The organism is Anaerococcus obesiensis ph10 (assembly GCF_000311745.1).
GTDB classification, from domain to species: Bacteria; Bacillota; Clostridia; order Tissierellales; family Peptoniphilaceae; genus Anaerococcus; species Anaerococcus vaginalis.
On the sequence record NZ_HE978532.1, the window covers coordinates 598,171 to 620,926 of the forward strand.

General features: G+C 30.5%; 20 protein-coding genes. 7 read left to right on the top strand and 13 right to left on the bottom strand.

Annotated features, from left to right (window positions below; translation table 11 throughout):
* Nucleotides 1-249: 249 nt before the first annotated feature.
* The 11 genes from HGAG_RS08880 to glpX form a co-directional block, all read right to left on the bottom strand.
* On the bottom strand, nt 250-1,584 hold the full coding sequence (locus tag HGAG_RS08880) for a hemolysin family protein (RefSeq protein ID WP_019118812.1): 1,335 nt from the start codon (nt 1,582-1,584) through the stop codon (nt 250-252).
* Nucleotides 1,585-1,677: 93 nt separating this feature from the next.
* Nucleotides 1,678-2,319 carry a V-type ATP synthase subunit D gene (locus HGAG_RS08885; protein WP_004839560.1) on the bottom strand — a complete coding sequence of 214 codons (642 nt, stop codon included), beginning with the start codon at nt 2,317-2,319 and terminating at the stop codon, nt 1,678-1,680.
* A 3-nt stretch (nt 2,320-2,322) separates the two neighbouring features.
* Nucleotides 2,323-3,714 carry a V-type ATP synthase subunit B gene (locus HGAG_RS08890; protein WP_019118813.1) on the bottom strand — a complete coding sequence of 464 codons (1,392 nt, stop codon included), beginning with the start codon at nt 3,712-3,714 and terminating at the stop codon, nt 2,323-2,325.
* Complete coding sequence (locus HGAG_RS08895; protein WP_019118814.1) at nt 3,714-5,480, bottom strand: V-type ATP synthase subunit A; 1,767 nt, start codon at nt 5,478-5,480, stop codon at nt 3,714-3,716. Before HGAG_RS08895 ends, HGAG_RS08890 begins: the two co-directional genes overlap by 1 nt.
* Nucleotides 5,481-5,493: 13 nt before the next feature.
* Nucleotides 5,494-5,805 (bottom strand): V-type ATP synthase subunit F, encoded by a 312-nt coding sequence (locus tag HGAG_RS08900; protein ID WP_004839563.1) that lies wholly within the window; start codon nt 5,803-5,805, stop codon nt 5,494-5,496.
* A complete protein-coding gene (locus HGAG_RS08905; RefSeq protein WP_019118815.1) occupies nt 5,798-6,793 on the bottom strand; it encodes a V-type ATP synthase subunit C in 996 nt (331 codons plus the stop codon). The genes HGAG_RS08900 and HGAG_RS08905 overlap by 8 nt, the downstream gene beginning before the upstream one ends.
* A gap of 10 nt (nt 6,794-6,803) precedes the next feature.
* Entirely contained in the window at nt 6,804-7,355 is a 552-nt protein-coding gene (locus HGAG_RS08910) for a V-type ATP synthase subunit E (RefSeq protein ID WP_019118816.1), read from the bottom strand.
* Nucleotides 7,356-7,364: 9 nt separating this feature from the next.
* Nucleotides 7,365-7,832, bottom strand: a complete 468-nt coding sequence (locus HGAG_RS08915; protein WP_004839566.1) for a V-type ATP synthase subunit K — start codon at nt 7,830-7,832, stop codon at nt 7,365-7,367.
* Nucleotides 7,825-9,765 (bottom strand): V-type ATP synthase subunit I, encoded by a 1,941-nt coding sequence (locus HGAG_RS08920; protein WP_019118817.1) that lies wholly within the window; start codon nt 9,763-9,765, stop codon nt 7,825-7,827. The genes HGAG_RS08915 and HGAG_RS08920 overlap by 8 nt, the downstream gene beginning before the upstream one ends.
* Nucleotides 9,752-10,075, bottom strand: coding sequence for a V-type ATP synthase subunit H (locus HGAG_RS08925; protein ID WP_019118818.1), 324 nt, complete (start codon nt 10,073-10,075; stop codon nt 9,752-9,754). Before HGAG_RS08925 ends, HGAG_RS08920 begins: the two co-directional genes overlap by 14 nt.
* 561 nt (nt 10,076-10,636) lie before the next feature.
* The gene (gene glpX, locus HGAG_RS08935) at nt 10,637-11,599 is read right to left on the bottom strand and encodes a class II fructose-bisphosphatase (RefSeq protein WP_019118820.1); all 963 of its coding nucleotides are present in this window, start codon (nt 11,597-11,599) and stop codon (nt 10,637-10,639) included.
* Between the two features lie 192 nt (nt 11,600-11,791).
* Here glpX and HGAG_RS12190 point away from each other — a divergent pair, with 192 nt between their 5' ends.
* The 7 genes from HGAG_RS12190 (at nt 11,792) to HGAG_RS08970 (ending at nt 17,270) form a co-directional block, all read left to right on the top strand.
* Complete coding sequence (locus HGAG_RS12190; protein ID WP_019118821.1) at nt 11,792-11,941, top strand: hypothetical protein; 150 nt, start codon at nt 11,792-11,794, stop codon at nt 11,939-11,941.
* A 59-nt stretch (nt 11,942-12,000) separates the two neighbouring features.
* Nucleotides 12,001-13,020, top strand: a complete 1,020-nt coding sequence (locus tag HGAG_RS08945; RefSeq protein WP_244263849.1) for a hypothetical protein — start codon at nt 12,001-12,003, stop codon at nt 13,018-13,020.
* Nucleotides 13,021-13,221: 201 nt separating this feature from the next.
* Nucleotides 13,222-13,998 (top strand): ABC transporter permease, encoded by a 777-nt coding sequence (locus HGAG_RS08950; RefSeq protein ID WP_019118823.1) that lies wholly within the window; start codon nt 13,222-13,224, stop codon nt 13,996-13,998.
* Nucleotides 13,976-14,662: an ABC transporter ATP-binding protein gene (locus HGAG_RS08955; RefSeq protein ID WP_019118824.1), complete on the top strand. Its 687-nt coding sequence runs from the start codon at nt 13,976-13,978 to the stop codon at nt 14,660-14,662. Before HGAG_RS08950 ends, HGAG_RS08955 begins: the two co-directional genes overlap by 23 nt.
* Nucleotides 14,652-15,650, top strand: coding sequence for an ABC transporter substrate-binding protein (locus HGAG_RS08960; protein WP_019118825.1), 999 nt, complete (start codon nt 14,652-14,654; stop codon nt 15,648-15,650). The genes HGAG_RS08955 and HGAG_RS08960 overlap by 11 nt, the downstream gene beginning before the upstream one ends.
* A 127-nt stretch (nt 15,651-15,777) precedes the next feature.
* On the top strand, nt 15,778-16,284 hold the full coding sequence (locus tag HGAG_RS08965; protein WP_019118826.1) for a sigma-70 family RNA polymerase sigma factor: 507 nt from the start codon (nt 15,778-15,780) through the stop codon (nt 16,282-16,284).
* Complete coding sequence (locus HGAG_RS08970; RefSeq protein WP_019118827.1) at nt 16,281-17,270, top strand: hypothetical protein; 990 nt, start codon at nt 16,281-16,283, stop codon at nt 17,268-17,270. Before HGAG_RS08965 ends, HGAG_RS08970 begins: the two co-directional genes overlap by 4 nt.
* Before the next feature lie 57 nt (nt 17,271-17,327).
* Here the strand turns inward: HGAG_RS08970 and HGAG_RS08975 are convergent, their stop codons facing one another.
* Nucleotides 17,328-18,014 carry a ferric reductase-like transmembrane domain-containing protein gene (locus HGAG_RS08975; protein ID WP_019118828.1) on the bottom strand — a complete coding sequence of 229 codons (687 nt, stop codon included), beginning with the start codon at nt 18,012-18,014 and terminating at the stop codon, nt 17,328-17,330.
* Between the two features lie 27 nt (nt 18,015-18,041).
* A complete protein-coding gene (locus HGAG_RS08980; protein ID WP_019118829.1) occupies nt 18,042-22,358 on the bottom strand; it encodes an FMN-binding protein in 4,317 nt (1,438 codons plus the stop codon).
* Between the last annotated feature and the right edge of the window lie 398 nt (nt 22,359-22,756).

Below are 22,756 nucleotides of genomic sequence, written 5' to 3' on the forward strand. Positions count from 1 at the left end.
TAGTATTTTCTGGATACTTTGCCTTAAAGCCCCTGTGTGCATAATTTAACATAAAACCTCCTTATAGACGCAAAAAGCCCAGAAACAAATCTGAGCTTTTCTCCATCATATAAAATTACTTTTGTATTATAGCATATTAGTTTTTATTTGACAATACTTTGTTATCAAAAATATAATAACATTATTCAAACACAAAAAATGAACCCATACATAGGACTTCTTAGCTGTATAGGTTCATTTATTTTTATTTTAATCTGAAATTTTTTCAGGATTTTTTATTTTTTTAATTCTTACAATTTTAATTCGAGTTTCTTCAATATATAAAATTTTAAATTCGTAATCTTTGTAGATTACCGCTTTTTCACAGCCTTCATCTGGAATAAAGCCAAGTTTATCGATTATAAAACCACCTACTGTATCGTATTGGTCGTTTTCTTCATCTATATCTAGTCCCAAAAATTCATTTAAATCTTTTATTGATGTCGAACCTTTTACTATATAGGAACCCTTGGTTGAACTTCTAATATCTGGTAGGTCCTTGTCGAATGTATCGTCCATATCTCCAACAATTTCTTCAACCAAATCTTCCATAGTAACAAGTCCCGAAAATCCACCGTACTCATCTATCAAAATCGCCATGTGAGTGTGATCTTTTTGCATTTGAGAAAATAATTTATCAATTTCAATTTTTTCTGGCACAAAAAAGGCTGGTTTTATTAATTTTCTAATATCAACACTTGCAATTCCCACATCAAGTGCCTCTAAGAGATAATCTTTGGTATAAATTATTCCCAAAATATTATCGACTTCTTCATCGTAGACTGGAATTCTTGAATGTTTTAATTTGATAAATTCATCCAAATATTTTCTTTCCCTATCTTTTATATCAATCATAAATACTTCAGGCCTTGCAGTCATTATCTCCTCTGCCCACACGTCGTCAAATTCCATGATCGAATGAATCATTTTTGATTCTAATGGTCTTAAAACTCCTTGGTCTTCTCCAACTTGGACAATGGATTTTATTTGCTCTGCCGTAACTTCTTTTTCAATAGCCTTAGACTCAATTCCAAAAATATTCATAATGATATTTGTAATTTTATTTATAAAACTTACAAAGGGCCTTGTCAAAAACAAAATCAATTTTGCAAATCCTCTTGTCTTTTTAGAAATAGTATAGGGATTTCTAATTCCAATTCTTTGAGGAATCATATTGGCAAAAATTCTTTTTATAACTACAAAAACAATTACCATAAGAATCATTATAAGCATTTGCATAAAATCTGATTCTCTATTTAAAAAATTTTTCAAAGAATCTTTTATATTTAATAAAAGAAAGGCAATTGTAATTATTGACAAAACTCCATCTTGGAAATTTTGACTTTGCATAAGTCTTTGTTGGTCTTGAGATAAAATCAAAACATCTTTAGCTTTACTATCTCCATTTTCTACCATCTCTCTTAATTTTTGATGATTTAGGGAAGTTAAAGATGAAAAAATCATATTAACCAAGGCATTTAATAAAATAAGTGCCAAAACTATTAAAAAAATTATTAAATTCGCGTAGGGTCCTTCCGTATCCATTTGTTTCTCCTTCAAAATTTATTTATTAAAAGGACGCTTAACACGTCCCTTTTATCTTTATTACTAAACTATGAAATTTTCTATTTTCAAGACTTAGGCTTCGGATATAATATCTTTAACTTTCATAAGTCTTGAAATAGTTGCTCTTTCATTTTCTTCTAGCTTAGCTCTAATATATTTTATTGTTTCTTCCAAATCTGGAATTGTCCTATATTCTAGGGCGTTTACCCTTCTTCTTGTTCCTTCAATTTCATCTGCCATAAGTTGAGTTGACTTTTCAAGCTCTGCCAAGGTTAAAAGTTTATCCATAACCTTATTTAATCCTTTTATGGCAAGGTCCAAATCAGCTGATGTTTGGGCAAGACCATAAGGATACATGGAGGCATTTTCGTTTCCTCCCTTGTCAATTTTAAATTCCATTTGAGGAATTCTTACACTCATGACATTTTTTACCTTTATATCTACCCCAATTTTTTGTGTTGGAAAACTTACTGCTTCTTCCAAAAATTCTGGGCTCATAAATGATGATGCCATCAAAAATCCTTTTGATGATTCTTTCAAATCAGCTTCAACTTCTTCACGAAGTCTTTTATTTTCTCTGATTTTTTCAAGAAATTGTCTCATCAGCTCATCTTGTTTGTCTTTTAAAAGTTTATAGCCTCTTTTGGATGTGGCAAGTCTTTTCTTTAGGGTATTTAAATTCATCCTGGTTGGAGTTACATTAAGCCTTGTCATAGCCTAAGACTCCTTTTTGTTTTCGTCTTTATCCAAATATTTATCGATTAATTCGTCATCGATTCTCTTTAGTTCAGATTTTGGTATTATTTTTAATAATTCCCAACCAAGATTTAGGGTATCTTCTATGGATCTATTTGTGTAGAATCCTTGATTTATATATTTTTCTTCAAATTGTTTTGCAAATTCTGCAAAGGCAAGGTCAGCCTTTGAAAGGGCAGAATCTCCAAGAATTTTTTGAAGCTCTCTTGCGTCAACTCCGGATGCATAAGCTGCATAAATTTGGTTCATGGTATCTGCATGGTCTTCTCTTGTTTTTCCTTCACCAATTCCCTTATCTTTAAGCCTTGATAGGGATGGAAGAATTGAAACTGGTGGGTTTACTCCTTGGTTATATAATTCGTTTGATAAAATAATTTGTCCTTCTGTGATATAGCCTGTCAAATCTGGGATTGGGTGGGTTATATCATTTTCTGGCATGGTCAAAATTGGAATTTGGGTAATTGTACCTGGTTTTCCTTTTAATTTTCCAGCTCTTTCATATAAAGTTGCAAGGTCTGTATAAAGATATCCCGGATATCCACGACGGCCTGGAACTTCTTTTCTTGCTGCTGAAACCTCACGAAGAGCTTCTGCGTAGTTTGTCATATCTGTCATTATAACCAAAACTTGCATATTTTTTTCAAATGCCAAATATTCTGCTGCTGTAAGAGCCATTTTTGGTGTTGATAAACGTTCGATTGCAGGGTCATCTGCAAGATTTATAAACATTACTGACCTGTCCAAAGCTCCTGTTTTTTCAAAGTCTTGTCTAAAAAATTGAGCTTCTTCGAATGTAATTCCTATAGCTGCAAAAACAACGGCAAAGTCTTCGCTATCATTTAAAACTTTTGCTTGTCTTGCAATTTGGGCTGCAAATTTATTGTGTGGAAGTCCTGAGCCTGAAAATATTGGAAGTTTTTGTCCACGAACAAGGGTGTTTAATCCGTCGATTGTTGATACACCTGTTTGAATAAATTCTGATGGATAATCACGGCTTACAGGATTTATTGCAACTCCGTTTACATCTCTTTTTTCTTCAGGAATAATTGATGGGCCATCATCGATTGGTCTTCCTAGTCCATCAAAAGTTCTTCCAATCATATCTTCGCTTACGCCAAGTTCTAGTGGTCTGCCTAAAAATCTTACTGATGTTGATTTTAAGTTAATTCCAGAAGAACCTTCGAAAAGTTGGACAACAGCATTGTTTTCGTCAATTTCTATTACTCTTCCTCTTCTTCTTTCTCCTGTTTGAAGTTCTATATCAACTAGCTCTTCATAATCAACTCCACTAACATCTTCGACAAGCATTAGGGGTCCAACTACTTCTGATACGCTTTTATATTCTTTTAGCATTATTCATCCTCCCCCTTTGCTACAGCTTCTTTGCATTCTTTGTCGATTTGTTCTTTAACTTGGTCAAATTCTTCCAAGTTTTCATCTTTTATCAATTTTAATCTTGTGATTTTTTCTTTTACTTCAAGCTCTTCAAGTCTATCAAGATTTGCTCCATCAGATAGAGCTTCTAGACTTTTATCATAGAAATAAAGAATTGTATCAAGCATTAAATCTTGTTTTTCCATTGGACAGAAAGCATCTGTTTCGTGGAAGGCGTTTTGTTGCAAGAAATCTTCTCTTAGTGATTTTGTTACATCAAGTTTTAATTTATCATCATCACTTAACCCATCACGACCAATTAATCTTACAATTTCTTGTAGGGATGATTCTTGTTGGAGAAGACTCATTGCTCTCATCCTGTTTTTTGAGAATTTTTCATCAACAGTTTTATCTATATATGAATCCATCTTGTCTTGGTAGAGTGAGTAAGAATTTAACCAGTTTATAGCTGGGAAGTGTCTTTGGTAAGACAAATCATAATCAAGTCCCCAGAATACTTTTACTATACGAAGTGTTGCTTGGGTAACTGGTTCTGATAAGTCTCCACCTGGAGGAGAAACTGCTCCTATTACTGAAAGTGATCCTTCTTTTTCTACTTGTCCATTTACAATAACTTTTCCACTTCTTTCGTAGAAATCTGCTATACGGCTTGCAAGATATGCTGGGAATCCTTCATCTCCTGGCATCTCTTCCAAACGTCCACTCATCTCACGAAGGGCCTCTGCCCATCTTGATGTAGAATCTGCCATTAGGGCAACTGAATATCCCATATCTCTGTAATATTCTGCCATGGTAATTCCTGTATAAACACTTGCCTCTCTGGCTGCAACTGGCATATTTGATGTGTTTGCTATAAGTACAGTTCTTTTCATGATTGATTCGCCAGTTTTTGGATCGATTAGTTCTGGAAATTCGTCAAGTACATCAGTCATCTCGTTTCCACGTTCTCCACAACCTACATAAATTACAACGTCAGCATCGGCGTATTTTGCAATTTGGTGTTGGATAACTGTTTTTCCTGATCCAAATGGGCCCGGGATTGATGCAGCTCCACCTTTTGCAACTGGGAAAAATGTATCAATAACTCTTTGTCCTGTTATAAGTGGTGTGTCTGGATCAAGTTTTCTATTAAATGGTCTTGGAGATCTTACTGGCCATTTTTGAATCATATTTAATTCTTTATCGCCATTTTCTGTTTCAATTACAGCAACTGTTTGATCAACTGTAAATTCTCCATTTTTTATTTCTTTAACTTTTCCTTTTATTCCATTTGGAACCATAATTTTATGGTTAATTATTGAAGTTTCATCAACACTTCCTAGAATATCTCCAGGGATTACTTCATCGCCAACTTCTTTTTCCGCTTTAAATTCCCATAATTTTTCTCTATTTAGTGGTGGGGCTGTAACTCCTCTTTTTAGGAATTCTCCTGCCAATAATTCAAGTTTTTCTAGTGGTCTTTGGATTCCGTCATACATTCTTTCAAGTAGTCCAGGTCCAAGTTCAACTGATAGTGGAGCTCCTGTTGAAACTACTTCATCTCCAGGTCCAATTCCAGTTGTTTCTTCGTAAACTTGAATATTTGCAACATCCCCTCTCATCTCTATAATTTCTCCGATGAGCTTATCTTTTGAAACTTCGACCACATCATAGATATTAGCATCAGATAATCCCTTTGCCTCTACAAGTGGACCTGATACTCTTGTGATTTTACCTTTATTCAAATTTGGTCTCCTTTTAGTTCAAAATGTTAGCTCCAACAGCTTTTTCTACACTCTTATTTATATCTGCCATTCCAAGTCCAAGATCTTCTTTGTTGGATGGTATAAGTATAATTGCTGGAGTCATTTTTTCTCTGTATTTGTCTATAGTATCTTGGATTTTTGCTGCAAAATCTTCTGTAATAAATATTATTCCCACATCTTCTTGGGCAAGTTTATTTACAAGTTTTTTTGCATCTTCTCCATCTACTGCTGTATATACGTCAACTCCCAATGCCTTAAACATTAGGACAGAATCTTTATCTCCTATTACGGCTACCCTATACATACAAATCACGCAACCTTTCTTCCATAAATTCACGAGAAAGTGAATTTAGTTTGGCTGTTAGGATAATTCTCAAGTTTTTAATTTCCATTTCACGACTTATAAGATAACCCATAATTACTTCTGGACCATAACTTACTTTTTTGCTTTCTTTTGCAAAATCCATCAAGTGATTATCGATTATTTTTTCTATTTTTTGCATAGCCTTATACAAATCATCTTCTTCCAAAGCATTTTTTACTTGTGGGTAAATTTTTTCTTTGAAAAATAGATTTGAATATGAAGTTTTTTCTGCATTTAGTGAATCTCTAAAGAGATTTTTTTCAATATTTCCTCCATCTATTAGGGCTTTTTCTAATAAGTCTACACTTTGATCTTGACCTTTAATTCTTAAAAGTGTTTTTAAATTTGTAAGGTCAATTCTTTCTTTGGTAAATTTTATTAAACTTTCATAATTGAGATTTTCGCTATCTTCCAAAAGTTTTTCATAAAAATCTTTATCCAAAGATAAGTCTATATCTTGAGGATCCTTATTTTCTTTATAAAGGTCTAGGGCTTTTTTTGCATAAGAAAAATACTTGTCATTTTGATTTATGTCTTCTTTTAGATTTCTCTTTATTTTTACAAGGTCAATTTTTCCTATATCAATATAAATAGACTTGTAGTCCTCATCTTGAATAAGCTCTTTTAATAAAACTTTCAAATTATGAAAATTATATTTTTCTTCCAAATATTTTACCAAGTTTTTGTCAGGGCTTATTTTTATCATATCTTTGTATGAATTTAAAAGCATTTGAGATAGGGCTTTTTCATAATCTTCATATCTATCTAATTTTTGTAAAAGCTCGCCATATTTTGTATCGTTTAAGGATGATATAGCCTCATTTAGGTTATCTGTATCTATTAGCCTTTTCAAATTTTCTGAAGTAAGGAGATTTTTTTCGTATACTCTTGTAGTAATGGATGGGCGAATAAATTTTTCTCTATCCATCTAAATCACCTCACTTAAATATTTCATCAACTATAATTTTTTCTAAAGAATCTTTTTCAAAGTTTACCAAAGACTTGTAGGTGTTATCGTAGGAAATTTTTCCGTTTTTTACAACAAATCCACCTTCTACGCTTTCATTTGATACTTTAAGCCCATTAAAATCTTCTTCTTTGAAATGAAATTTCATATCTTTTTGTAAAAGTATTTCGCCTTTTTCGATTTTTGAATCTTTGAGTCTATTTAGGACAAAATCTTTGTAAGAATTAGGTCCAAGTTTTTCTAATTTTTCAATTAATTTTTCTAAAACTTCTTCTACAACTTGATTTTTTGCTTCAATTTTTATATCTCTTGCCTGTCTATTTACAGTTACTTTTGAATTTTCTTTTATTCTTTTTGCTTCTTTTTTGGCATTTTCTATAATTTTTGAAACTTCTTTTTGGGCTTTTTCTTCTGATTCTTTTATTATTTCTTCTTTTCTTTTTTGACCATTAGATAGGATATGATCGGCTTCTTTTTTGCCGTCTTCTTTTATTCTATCTAATAATAAATCAAGATTGTTCATAATAAAGCCTTATATATTGTTTACTAGAAGTAGGGAAATTACAAATCCTAAGATTGCATATAACTCAACCATTACTGCATAAACTATTCCTTGTACGAAATTATCTTCGTTTTTTGCAAGTATATTCATACCTGATACTGCTACTTTTGCTTGAGCTATTGCTGAGAAATATCCTACTACTCCAATTGGAAGAGCTGCGAAAATATAATAAAGTCCTTGTTGGAAATTAAGATCTCCACCTAATTTTCCTAAAATCATAAATCCTATTACGAATCCGTAAAGTCCTTGTGTACCTGGTAAAAGTTGTAGTACAAGTGCCTTACCAAATTTTTGTGGTTCTTCTACAGTTAAGCCCGCAGCTGCTTCTCCTGTCATTCCTGTTCCTTTGGCAGATCCCATTCCTGATAAGAATACTGCTATAGCAACAGCAACTGCTCCCATTATCTTTCCACCGTTTTCAACTAAAAAATCAACCATTGTATCCTCCTGTGATTATATTTATAAATTTACTGTTTTCTATCATTTGTCTAAATTTCTTGCCGCCACCTTCATAGAACTTGTTAAACATTTCTACATAAACAAGTCTTAATGAGTGAACGTATGCTGATAGGGTTGATAGGAATAAGTTAAATAATTGGAAAATTACAAAAACTATAATAGCTCCTATCTTTCCTAAAATTCCCGCTGGCCACAACATTCCTACAATCAAGTTTACTGAATAAGCTACAAATCCTCCTGAAAGAACAAGTGCCATAAGTCTTAAAAATGATACAAAATCTCCAATCCAAGAACTCATACCATATAAAGAATATAGACCTCCTGCAACTTTTCCTCCAACAGATTTATTTTCACGTCCTCCTGTAAGAACTATGCCTATCATGCCTATAATCATTATTATTTTTGCAACATTTTTTCCTGATCCATCAAGTAAATATAAGGCTATAGCTCCACCTACTGCCATATACCACAATAATACATCAAATATTGCACCGAGTGGATCGCCATCACGAATTAACATATAGGCTTTTACGCCCAAAGCTGTAAATAATGATATGCCACCGATTATAAGTGAAATAACCATTAGGGTGTTGAAATCTTTTTGTGTATCAATTAGACCTGGTAGTGGAATAATTCCTCCAAAAAATGAACCGAATATTAGTCCAAATACACATCCTGAAAGACCAACTCTTGTAAAAAGTCTTGCCATTTTGTCAGTTGACTCTGGCAAATCTTTGTATTTTCTAAGTAAAATTGTTCCAATAAAAAGTATTAATCCATATCCCAAATCCCCAAGCATAAAACCTGTAAATATTGTATAGAAAATTGAAACCAAAAGTGTTGGATCAACTTCGTTATATTTTGGTAGTGAGTAGGTTTCTACTACTGATTCGTAAGGTTTGATAAGCTTGTTGTTATCAAGAATTACTGGAACGTCTGGATCATCTTTGTCTGCTTCATTTATATCAAGTACAAAATCTTCTCCCAAAACTTCCTTCAAATCTTTTTTAAACTTTTCGTTTAGATTGTGAGGAATATAGCCTTCAACGAAGTCTATTCTTTTTGTTTTGATGAAAAATTCGCTACTTGCTTCTTTTTTTCTTAAATTTTCTAGATAAGTTTGGTAAAGGTAAAAATCTGGCAAAAATATTTTCATTTGCTTAATTTTTTCTTCACTATCTTTAAGCTTTTTGTCTAAATTTTCAATTTCTTCTAGATTTAAAGCTATTTTTTCACTAACTTTCTTTTTGGTCTTAATATTTGCTTTTGAAAAACCATGATCTCTTAGAAATTCTCTAAAATCTTTTGCTTCCTCAAGACTTGATATAGCTATTAGATAATTTAGGCTATCTTTTTTGGAAAGATCTACAACTAGGGCAGTTTTGAAATCTTTTTTGACTAAATCTTGGTCAAAATCTTTATAAAACTGATCTGCAATTGAGCCAATTTCTACGAAAAATCTGTGTGAGTTTTCAATAGAATTTATATCCAAATCCAAAGCCTTAAAGCTTTCTAGTTCTTCATTTGCTGCTTTTAAATTTTTAATCTTATCTTGACTTTTATCCCTTATATCAATGTATTCTTTTAGTTGAGGATATATTTCATCAAACCTAAAATTTTCGCCTTCTTTATAGAGATTATCAAGACTCATGTCCTTTTTTGTTAGGGAAGATTTTTCTTCCTTATCCAAAAACTTCTCTATAGAATTTATTGCATATTCTAGCTTTGATCTTTTTTCATCAATTCTTGTAAGATTATCTTGGTTAGATACCTTTTTGAGGTAGTCTTCCTTTTCGTCGACCACAAGATCGTTAAAATGAACATAGTTAAACTTTTGTAAAATATCTAGAAGGCTTTTTCTATTATTTTCAAAAGAGAAAAGATTAAACTTATCCATTTTAACTATTGCCATTATTTACAATCCTTTCTGTTAAAAGATTTAAAAGCCCTTCAATTTTTTCCTCATCTTGGTCTAAAATATCTTTGCTTTCATCTTTTGCCTTGTCAATAAGTGGAATCTTTTCTTCGCTTGCTTCTTTCTTTGCATTTTCGATTAAATCACTGGCATCTTTTTTTGCCTTTTCGATTTTTTCTTTGTAAGAATTGCTTGCTTCGATTTTTGATGATTCAATTATTTCCTTGGCTTTTATTTTGGCATCGTCTACAAGTTTGTCAGCTGCAATTTCTGCATCTTTAACTTGATTTATTACATCGCTTGCCATCCTTCACCTCCTACTATATATAGTTTAATTATAGCATATTGACCATATAGATGTATATTACCCATTTTAATCAATTTTTATAGAAAAATTCGAAAAGATTAAATAATTATTTTCAAATAATTTTTTAAATACATTCTTTTGAATTTAAAATTTTCTATAAAATTTTGCTTTGTTTTTTATTCTATTTTAAAAATTTATTTTTTTTATGTACTTTGTTGACAAAAATTTCTGATTTTATATAATAAAATTGATAACAGTTATCAATAACTTTGAGGAGTTTTTATGAAATCTTTTAATAAATCAAAAATTTTTAATAAAAAAATTTTCAATATAATAAAAAATAATAGAAAAGCTCTGTACTTTTCTTTGTTTGTTTTTACATATTTTTCTATGGCTTTTAATTATTTAATAATTAAGGATTTTGTTTTATCCAAAATTTTGTGCATTTTTTTGGGGATTATGAGTTTATTTTTTTTAAATAAAACTTACATAATCCCCAAGAAATCTCAATTTATTTTAAAATCTATCCTTATTATTTTTATAAGCTTGTCGTTTTTGTCTTTATTTTTGGTCTAGTTTTTGATCTAGTTTGTGGACAGAGTCGATGTATCTAATTGTTCCTGATGGAAGTCTTAGAAGTAGTGATTGGGTTTTTGCCATATTATTTTTTGTGTAGGATACGCCTTTTAGGAAAGTTCCATCGGTTATTCCTGTTGCTGCAAATAATACGTCATCGCCTTTTACCAAATCGTCTATTGTGTAAACTTTGTCGAAATCTACTCCCATTTTTAGGCATCTTTTTACTTGTTTTGAATCTGATGGGGCAAATACTCCTTGGAAATCTCCTCCCAAACATTTTAGGGCTGCGGCTGCTATAACGCCTTCTGGCGCTCCGCCTATTCCCATTATCAAATCAATTTTTCCATCTGATAATTCTGTGGCTATGGCTGTCAAAACATCACCGTCTTCTACCATAGAAATTCTAGCCCCTGCTTCTCTTATTTCTTCAACTAATTTTTCGTGTCTTGGTCTGTGCAAAACTGAAACTGTAATATCTGAAACTTTTTTGTTTAAAGCTTTTGCTACATTTTCTATATTTTCTTTTGTTGATTTTTTTATATCTATTACGCCTTTTGCCTTGCTTCCTGCGGCAATTTTATTCATATAAACATCTGGAGCATTTAGTAAGCAACCTTGTGGTGCAACTGCAATTACTGATATTGAATTGCTAGTTCCATTTGCAAGAGATGCTGTTCCATCTATTGGGTCTACAGCTATATCTACAACATCATCTTGGCTCATATCGCCAATTTCTTCACCTATATATAACATAGGAGCTTCGTCGATTTCTCCTTCTCCGATTACAACCCTGCCGTTTATTCCCAAATAATTAAACATTGCTCTCATTTGGTCTACTGCAATATTGTCAGAATCGTTTTTCTTACCCTTGCCTAAATATTTTCCGCTTGCAAGAGCTGCTGCCTCTGTTACTCTACATAAGTTGATACCTAAATCTCTATTCATTTTTTCTCCTCTAAATTCTCTTGTTAAAGTCAATAGGAAATAAACCATTTCCTACATTTTTATCATACCAAGAAGTGGAACTTTTTTAAAGACCTTTTTAAAATTTTTAATTTTTTGTAAAAATCTTTTTATTTGTTTAATTTTTAAGGATTTATGATATAATCAATAGGTAAAATAAAATTTGGAGATCGTATGAAAAAATTTTTGATTGTTTTATTTATATTACTTTTTTCATCTTGCATAAATTTCGATGAAAGTATAAATAAATCTAATGACTGCACAATAAAAGAAAAAATATCAGCAAATAGTATTTCAAGCGAAAAAGAAAAAAGAAAAGATTAGAATATAAGCACGAAAATATTGAAGGATTTCAAAGAGATAATTCCTTGTTCGTTGAAAGAATGATGGGAGATTATCCAAATGATATTTCCACTTCTTCCAATGAGCCTTATACAAAAGATGAGCTTAAAAATCTTGATTACGACAAAAATATTTTCTTGGAAGCTTTTAATATAAGGATACCAAACAGGTGCAAAGTTTATTCTAATACTTCTAATAAAAATACCTATGTGATTGATTTTCCAAAATCTGATGATTATGATATTTCAATTAATATAAAAAAATTATTAGAAGAAGGAAAAAAATCAGAAGACGAAATAAAAAATGAGCTTTATAAAATTTCTGACAAAGAAACATATAATTCGGAAATTGAAAATGCAAATGTAGTTCAAAAACCTGTTGGACTTGAAAGCGACTATAAGAAAACTTATTATTCAATTGTTGAAGATAATCAATTTTCTTACACAAATATATTTATGGCAACGCCTACAAATATTATTCAATTTCAAATTGTAGAAGATAAGGAAAAATCCCAAGCCTCTCCTTATATAATGGCAGATTTATTGTCGACAACCTATCCAGAAAGTGAAGATTTTAATATGGTTGCCAAATCATTCAAATCTTTTGACAAATATATAAATCTTTACGCAACAGAAAAAATTGATATGGGAGATTTTTCTTTTAATATTCCTCAAGATATGAAAAATATCCAAGAAAGCGAAGCTTTGACCGTTTATGAAAATCAAGTTTCAGGAAAAACAATAAATCAAATTATAATTTCAAAAATAAAAAAAGATAAGGCAATTGATTTGAAAAATTCTTTTGCCCAAAGTCAAGGCAGTCAAATTCCACCAGCTTTTATAAGCCCGATGGGAGAAGTAAAAGAAGAAATGGTAAAAGAAAAATTGTTTTTAAAATCAAAAGTAAGAATTTATACCGAGCAATTTTCACTAGAAGGAGAAAAAATAGCCTTTGAAACCAAAGATTATTTTGTAAATATTATCCTTGCAGGTACATTAAAAAATACAAATAAAACCCAACTTTTAAATGAAAATATTATAAATTCTTTGAAATTTGAATAAGAGATTTTTATGATAATTTTTCATAAATAAACTAAACGATACTTAACCCATATCGATTATTAGTCGGTATGGGTTTTTTCTTTACTTTTTTTGATAATTAATGATATTAATTTTTAAAAAATATCAATAGTCTTACAAATTTTTTCCAAATAATTATTGATAAACTTTCTCATTTTCTGGTAAAATATTAGGGGAGTTTCTATGAAAAAATTTAACTTTAATTTTAAAAATCTTTCAATACTTATACTTATTTTGATTTTTTGGCAATTTATTTATAAAATCGGAATTTTTTCGCCAATTTATTTGCCTGGGCCTTTTAAAGTTTTTGAAACTTTTTGTGCTATGCTTGTTGATGGTTCGATTTTTGCTAATCTTTTTGCAAGCCTTTTTAGAGTATTTGTTGGATATTTTTTGGCTTTTCTTGTAAGCTTTTTTTTGGCTTTGATTTTTTATTTAAAACCTAAAACCTACCCATATTTTTCAAATATTTTGAATTTTTTTAAAAGTATTCCGCCTCTTGGTCTTGTTCCCCTCTTGATTTTGTGGCTTGGAATTGGAGAAATTAGCAAAATCGCCATAGTTTTTTTGGCGTCATTTTTTCCTATTTTTTTAAATATTCAAAAGGGTTTTATGGTAGCAGAGCCTGATTTAATTGAAATGGCGCGTGCTTTTTCTTATAACAATAAGGAAATTTTTAAAAAAATTATCCTGCCATCAAGTTTGAAAGATATTTTTGTTGGCGCAAGAATTGGTCTTGGCTATGCTTATAGGTCAATTATTGCAGCAGAAATGATAGCCGCATCAAAAGGCCTTGGTTATCTTATAAATTTTTCAAGGCTTATGTCTAGGACTGATAAAGTTCTTGTGGGGATTTTTCTAATAGGCTTTGTTGGAATGATTTCTGACAAAATTTTTGTTAAATTTGCAAGCTTTTTTTTGAAGGGAGATCTTAAAAATGAATGGTATAAGTCTAATTGACCTTTGTAAAACTTATAATATCGACGATAAAAATATAAAGGCTTTGGATAAAATAAATTTAACTTTAGATCCTCAAAAAAGAAATATCCTAATAGGCCCATCCGGTTGTGGAAAATCAACTTTAATCAAGGCTATTGGCGGACTTTTGGAAATCGACTCTGGAAAAATTATTAAAAATGACATAAAAACTTCCATAGTTTTTCAAAATCCAAGACTTTTGCCATGGCTAAATGTCAAAGAAAATATTCTATTTTCAAATCAAAATGAAAATCTTTGCAAAAAGTGGATTAAAATAATTGGCCTTGAGGGCTTTGAAAACGCCTACCCTTCTCAGCTTTCTGGTGGTATGAAAGCAAGAGTTTCCCTTGCTCGCGCTCTTATTTTTCCAAATAATTTTATGCTTTTGGATGAGCCTTTTGCATCTGTTGATGAGATTAGCAAAGAAAGGCTTGAAAAAGAATTAATTTCTTATATGAAAATCAAAGATTCTGGATTTTTATTTGTAAGCCACGATCTTGAAGAAGCTCTCAATTTAGGTCAAAGAATTATAGTAATGAAAAATGGAAAAATAGTTTCTGATTTCAATCTTGAAGATAAAAAAATCTCCAAGGAAATTTTGAGAGAAAATTTTAAAAAAATAATAGGAGAAGAAAATGAAAAATAAATTTTTAAAAATTTTATCAATTTTTGCCTTAGTTTTTGCAATTACATCATGCTCAAACAAAGACAATGCATCAAACGAAAATATTTCAAATGCTAATATGTCAAATCCTTCATCAAATACCAAGGAAAAATTATCAATCGACGAATTAAATGTGACTTATGTAACATCGCCTTTAAATGTTCCATCAATTATCGAAAAAAATAAGGAAATTTTTGCAAAACATCTTCCAAATGTAAAAATTAATTACAAGGAAATCACAAGCGGTGCAGACCAAACAGCTGCTCTTGCAAGCGGAGACGTTGATTTGCTTTATGGACTTGGCGGTTCTTCTGCAATTCTTGCAAAAGCAAATGGTCAAGATTTGAAAGTTTTAAATATGTATTCAAAAGCACCAAAGGCATTTTCACTTTTTGCCAAAGATGATTCAATAAAAAATCCATCAGATTTAAAGGGCAAAAAAATCGGAGGCCCTGCAGGAACAAACTTACACCAAGAACTTCTAGCATATTTAGAAAAAGAAAAAATGAGCGAAAAAGACGTAGAATTTTCAAATATGTCAATTCCAGATGCAGCTGCTGCCCTTGATTCAGGAAATTTAGACGTAGCACTTTTGGGAGGACCTGCAGCTTATAAGGCAAAAGAAGCAGGACTTTATGAAATTACAAACGGCGAAGATTTAATTGACGCTATAATTTGCGTAGCAAGTTCAGAAAAATTTGCCAAAGAACATCCAGATGTAATAAAGGCAATAAATGATGCCCAAAAAGAAATAGCAGAATTTATGGAAAAAAATAAAGACCAAACAAAAGAAATTGTAAAAAAAGAATTAGACCTTGACGATAAAGCCTACGATTATATGTATCCAATGTATGATTTTTCAACAAAAATTACAGATAAAGACAAAGAAGGCTTTGAAAGAACAAAAAAATTCATGCTAGATAATAAAATGATAGAAAAAGATTTTGATATTAATCTTTTATTTAAATAAAATTTTAAAACCTATAAACCATCTCGAAAAAATCGAGGTGGTTTTTTTATAAAAAATTAAAGATATAATTTAAAGTAAGGATAGATTTGCTCAACTTTATACGAATATATAGGCAAAGGAGGAAATAATGGATGATAAAAATTTAATAAAAGGAATTAAAAACAAAGATGAAAAATATTTGATTGAATTCATTAACCTTTATGGGCCTATATTAAAAGGAGTTATTGTAAAAACTATAGGAAATAGGAGAAATATTCTAGATGAAATTTTAAATGATGCTCTCCTTGGAATTTGGGATAATATAAATTCTTATGATCCTACTAGGTCATCTTTTAAAAATCGGTGTGCAGGAGTTGCCAAATACAAGGCAATTGACGCAATTAGAAAAGAAGCAAAACACGACTGCCTTGACCTTGATGATATTTCAGGTTTTATTTATGATAAAAATTTAGAAAATTATGATGAAAGCGAAAAAATTCTTGAAATGTTGTCAAAAAAAGACAGAGAGATTTTCAAAAAATTATTTATAGAAGGATATTCATACGATGATTTAGAAAAAATCACAAAAATTCCAAAAGACAGACTCTATAACAAAGTAAGCCGTGCCAAAAAAACTTTAAGGAGCAAATTATGAAAAATATCTATGACAAAATAAATGATATGGATTTTGAAATTGAAAAAATCGAATTAAACGACTTTGAAAAAGAAAAATTAATAAAAACTGCAAAATCCTACAAAAAAAATAAAAAATCAAAAAAATTTTTGCCAATAGCAGCTGCATTAATCCTAGTAGCTGGACTTAATATTCCAATTGTAAAAGCAGAAGTTTCAAAATTTACAACAGACATAAAAGTAACAATGATGGAAGCCTTTGGTGCAAGTCCTGATTCCTACAAATATATGGCAGAAATTAATAAACCAGTAACAGTGGGAGAAGATTCATTTGTGATAGGAAATATAGCCTTTGAAGATAATAAAATATTTATAAATACCCTTAGAAATGGAAAAAATTTAGAGGAAAATACAAAAAACAATTCATATTTGTATAAGGTGGTAGTTGATGGAAAAACTTATAAAGCTATGAGCTCATCAGGAGGAGAAGGCCTATTAGAAGATAAAAAAACATCCTCAGAAAATCTTATGATAAGTTTTGACAAATCTTTTCCAAAAAAAGATAAGGCGAACGTAGATTTATATTTTTTAGATGCAAATAAAAGCCAAATAATTTCAATAGAATCTCCAATGAATACAATAAACGAAGAGAACAAAATTTTCGCTGAAAATTTAAAAATAAAAGGAACAAACGCCACAATTTCATTGATGAAAATAAATCCAATGACCCTTACAGCAACAATAAAAAATCTCGATCAAGCCTATGTTTATGAACTAAAAGGAGTTGACGAAAAAGGAAATAAAATTTCTCTAGATGAAAGAGTTGCAGATGAAAATTCAACAACTTTTATTTTCAACAATTATTTCTCAGACCTAAGCCTAGACGAAATAAAAGACGGAAGAAAATTTAATTTCACCCTAAGTCGTTCAAAAATTAATGAAACATCCGGCAAAGAAAGTGATGGAAACTTTGAAAAATTTGCAGAATTTTCATTAAGTGCCAAATAAAATAAGGACAAAAAAAATCCTCAAATGAAATTAAATTCATTTTGAGGATTTTTAACTTTATTTTGCCAATGATTTTTGCATTTTTATATTTCTTTTTCTTAATCTTAGGATTATATAAGCCAAATATATAAGAGTATATATAACCACTCCTAACATATTTTCTTTCCAATTAGCTGAATATAACACCATAACGTGGACATATATTCCTATGAAAAATGGATATGCCATTTTTTGCAAATTTTTCCAACTTTTAGCTTTCATTTTGCGACGAACTGTCTTAAAAGAAGTTACAAAAAGAGGAATCAGCATCAACAATAAAAATATTGTTATTATTGATGCTATTAATTGTCTTTGAGGCATAGAGCTAGGATTTGTAAAAAGAATTGGGAAATAACGCAAACCAAATATTATATTGTGGCTAAAAACTAATAAGCTTGCCATTATAGACATTTCTCCACGAATTGCCATCAATTTTTTTGAAAAATCATTATGTTTTGTAATAGTTCCTAAAAACATTACTATCATAAATGAAGCTGTAGCAAATATCCCCCTTGAAAATATCTTCATAAAATATTCATTAAACCAAGTAGGGAAATTTCTATCAAAGCCCATATTATAATAATAAACTACAAATCCTGTCCAAGCATATATTCCTAGATAAAATATGACAGGATATTTTTTAATCAAATCCTTAGTTAAACTATAAAAAATTATAGTAAACAAAATTCCAGTAATTAAAGTCATCTTATTCTCCTTTCTATTTTCATAAGCTTATTGTTCCTTTTGTGTAGGATTTTTACTTTCATCAATGATAATTTCCTCTTTATTTTTTTCTAAAGGGGGCAATTGAGAGTTTTTTGTGCTTTGAATTTTGAGAGAATCTTTTTCGCTTTCACTATTTTCTTTTTCAGTTTTTTCTAACTCTTTATTACCAGAATCTTTATTCGATTCATTTTTATCAGGATATTTTTTCTCATTTACAGAAGGTTTTAAAGAAGGTTTCTCCTCTATTTTATTTTTAGAATTTTCCTTTTTCTTTATAGCCTTTTTGCTAGAAGATTTATCTTGACTATTTTCTTTTTTAACAGCTTTTTTCACTATTACCATCACGTAAGCTTCGCCTACTTCTTTTGTTCCTTTGCTTTTGAATTGTAGGTACACTCTTTGTGGGGCTTCGCTTACTTTGCTATAGTCTGGTTCGTTTTTAAAGCTTACTTCTACTGAACCGTCTTTTGGTATGTTTGAAAATCTTTCTTTGTAGTCTTCTAGCCTTGGGGCTTTCCCTTCTACTATTATTGGTTTGCTTGAGCTTCTTTGTGGTGTGAATTTTTCGCCGTGATCTTTATCTTCGTCATCGGATATGCCATCTCTATCTTTGTCTCTGTATAACCAATATGTGATTTTTCTTACTAAGAGTTTGCCTTTTTTCTTTGCTTTGAATTTTAGTGTTATTGTTTTAAATCCACTGCCGTCTTCTGGCCAACCTTCATTGCTTGGTTCTGGGATTCCTGTTATTGTTTTTCCGTCAAAGATTAAGCCTTTTGGTAATCCGTCTATTTCTTTTAATATTTCTGCGTCTTTATCTAGACTTGTTACTGTTGCTGGTCTTATTTCTTTGCCTTCTATCCACTGTTGACCGTTTGATTCCATTAGACTTGTGTCTATTACTTTTTGGTCTACTTCTATTTCTTCTTCTTGTGGTTTTGGTTTTTCTTCTTTTTCAACGGCTTTTTTCACTATTACCATCACGTAAGCTTCGCCTACTTCTTTTGTTCCTTTGCTTTTGAATTGTAGGTACACTCTTTGTGGGACTTCGCTTACTTTGCTGTAGTCTGGTTCGTTTTTAAAGCTTACTTCTACTGAACCGTCTTTTGGTATGTTTGAAAATCTTTCTTTGTATTCTTCTAGACTTGGGGCTTTCCCTTCTACTATTATTGGTTTGCTTGAGCTTCTTTGTGGGCTGAATTTTTCGCCATGATCTTTATCTTCGTCATCGGATATGCCATCTCTATCTTTGTCTCTGTATAACCAATATGTGATTTTTCTTACTAAGAGTTTGCCTTTTTTCTTTGCTTTGAATTTTAGTGTTATTGTTTTAAATCCACTGCCGTCTTCTGGCCAACCTTCATTGCTTGGTTCTGGGATTCCTGTTATTGTTTTTCCGTCAAAGATTAAGCCTTTTGGTAATCCGTCTATTTCTTTTAATATTTCTGCGTCTTTATCTAGACTTGTTACTGTTGCTGGTCTTATTTCTTTGCCTTCTATCCACTGTTGACCGTTTGATTCCATTAGACTTGTATCTATTACTTTTTGGTCTACTTCTATTTCTTCTTCTTGTGGTTTTGGCTTTTCTTCTTTTTCTTTTTCTTCTACTAAATTTTTATCGGATTCTTCTCCTGATAATTGGAAGTTTACATATATTGTCTTTGGTGTATTTGGATTTTCTTCTTTGAGCAATGTATATTTTACTTGTCTATTTACTGGCAATTTATCGCCTGTGTACTCATAACGATTACCATTTTTTGATACTGCTCTAAGTTTTACTTTTTCAAATTCAAATGATGTTGGTGCATCGATAACTTGATGGTCGGAAATATTTCTTTTATCTACGTAATCCATTTCAACTTTATCGACTTTGTACCACTTATTTCCATCTGCGCTGTATTCTAATCCGATTATATAATCTTTACTATATTTTCCGATTAAAATTCTAAAGTCATCATAGGATAGTGATTTTTGGTGCATTACTTTTGCTTTTATAATTTTTTTGTCAGCATAATTTTTTAAGTCGCTTCCGTTTTCTATTATTTTTCCGTTTTCGTCTGTAATGCTAATTCCATTTTCTTTGAAATCTTTCCATTCTACTTCTTTTTGACTTCCATCTTTTTTGATTAAGTTTACTTTCATTTCTGTAAAATCAACTCCATCGCCTTTGTTTACTTCTATGTTTTTATTTTTTGGAGCTGTTATTGTGATTTCTTTTACATCTGAATTTGTAATGTAATCATTTGATGATTTTTTTGTAGCCTCTCTTGCTGCTGATGATATTCCACTAGCACTAACTGTTGCACCTGTAACGCTATCAAATAATTCTTTTGACTTATATTTTTTGGACATATAAGCTTTAACTGTTCTTGAAATTAGTGTTAAATCTGATTCTGAATTATCATTTCTATATCCGTTAAGATTATTTGCATATTCTGCACCAAAAAGTTCTAATGCTTTTGCTTTTGGGTTACTACTTTTTCTTATTGTTTCAAAATACTCTCTGTATAATCCCATTTTTGCAAGATTTAGTCTTGCTTCTTTTCCTTTTATAAAGGATAAAACTTTTTCTGCTTTTTGTCTAAATGGTCCCATATCATCGCCGTATTCTGAATTTTCTCCTACTCTTATTTCAGAAATTTCTCCATTTTCGACTTTTATATATGTTCTGATTTTTCTTGTATTAATATATCCAATGCCCCATCCTGTATATTCGCCGTCTTTTAATGGTTGATCGTTATAATATTTTTTAAGGGCTTCATCTATTTTTTCTTCGCTTGGTTTTTCTGGTTTCTTATCTTCTTCTGGTTTTTTATCTGGCTTTTGTTGGTCTGGCTTTTTGTCAGGTTTTGATGGACTATTTTCAATTCCAGCTTTTGATACTGCATTATTTATAGCATCTATTATTCCTTTGCTTGAGAATGTTGCTCCTGATACTGTATCCACGTTTTTGCCAGGCTTACCAAGCATTTTTGAGATTACTCCTTTTGATTTGCTAAAATAAGGATCATCTTCTTTGTGTGAAAGGATTTCTACTTTTGTTATTGAACCTTTTGCTATGGTTACTTTTACTTTTATTGGACCATTAAAGCCTTCTGCTACTCCTTCGTATACACCATCTTTGTATTGTTTGTAAATCTTATTATCTTTACTTGGTTTTTCTGGTTTTTTATTTGGTTTTTTTGCTTGATTTGTATTTGATGGTTTTTTATTTTTATTATCAACATTTTTGCTTCCACCCGCTTTTGATAGAGCATTTCTTACTGCATCAAGTATTCCTCTACTTGAATATGTTGCACCAGAAACTGTATCAACACTTTTGTCAGCTTTTCCTAAAATTTTTGATATAACTGCTCTTGCTCGACCAAAATATGGATTGTCATCGCTGTGTGAAAGTATTTCCACGTTTGTTATTGAGCCTTTCGATATGGTTACTCTAACTCTTATTGGTCCATTAAATCCTTGACCTGAGCCTGTGTAAACTCCATCTTTAAGGTCTTTATTTCCAATTGCTACTGTCCCTTTAGCATTTGCTCTTTTATTATTGCTTGATGCTTTATTTACAGCTTGCACTTTTGCATTTTCCTTAGAGCCAGCTTTGTGAAGGGCATCAGCTACTGCCATTTTTATAGCGTTTGATGATACTGTAGCTCCTGTTACTGAATCTACATTTACACTTCCACTACTTAAAATTTTATTTATTACAGCATAAGCTCTATTAAAATATTCTGGTGTTTCATTTTGTGAAACAACTTCTATTCCACTTATTTTTCCATTTTTTATGATTACTTTTACGGTTAAATTTCCACCATATCCATTTGCGCTACCAAAATACTCTCCATCTTTTAACCCTTCTACTGGTTTTTTATCTTCTTTTTTAGCTTTTTCTTTTATTTTTTCTTTCGAACCAGCTTTTTGGAGTGCTTTTAAAACAGCATCCTTTATAGCATTTGATGATATGGTTGCTCCTGTAACAGAATCTACATCTACTTTTCCTGTTCTTAAAATTTCTTTTATTATCGCTGAAGCCTTTTTAAAATATTCCTCAGTTTCATTATGGGATAAAATCTTGATGTCTGTTAATTTTCCATTTTTAACAGTTATTCTAACAGTCAACAAACCACCATAACCTTCAGAACTTGCTTCGTATTGACCATCTTTTAAATCTGTTGCAAGACGAGCGCTATCGCTTACTATTTTGTCTTTTTTTTCAGCCGCAAGCTTATTTTTTTCTAAGACAAACATAGACGATTTTATCATAGCCATAGACGCTAATCCTACAATAATAAAGGTCAATACTTTCTTTAAAAATGTATTTTTCATCTTTCCTCTTTACAAAATATATTTAGGTTATTAAAGGTAACCTAAACCTTTTTGATTTTCATTTACATAAAAATCTTAAAAATTATTGAGTTGTGGAGTATAAACTCCAAATTGCAAATAAATTAAATAATCTATTTTGCAAGGATGAATTTTTAGATATTTTTCAAAATGTTTAAATCAATTTTAATTTCTATCTAAAATATTCGGTTTATAAGTCTTGATATTGGTAAAAATAACTTTGCTTTTCTCATTTTTATAGTATTTTTAAAAATAACTAATTTTTATTTGATATTCTTAGTAAAGTTTTCCATAATATTTTTATCTAATCAAATATTTTGCCGAATAAATACAAATCTAAATCCTTATAAATTTTTATAATTAAAACCTTTATATGATTA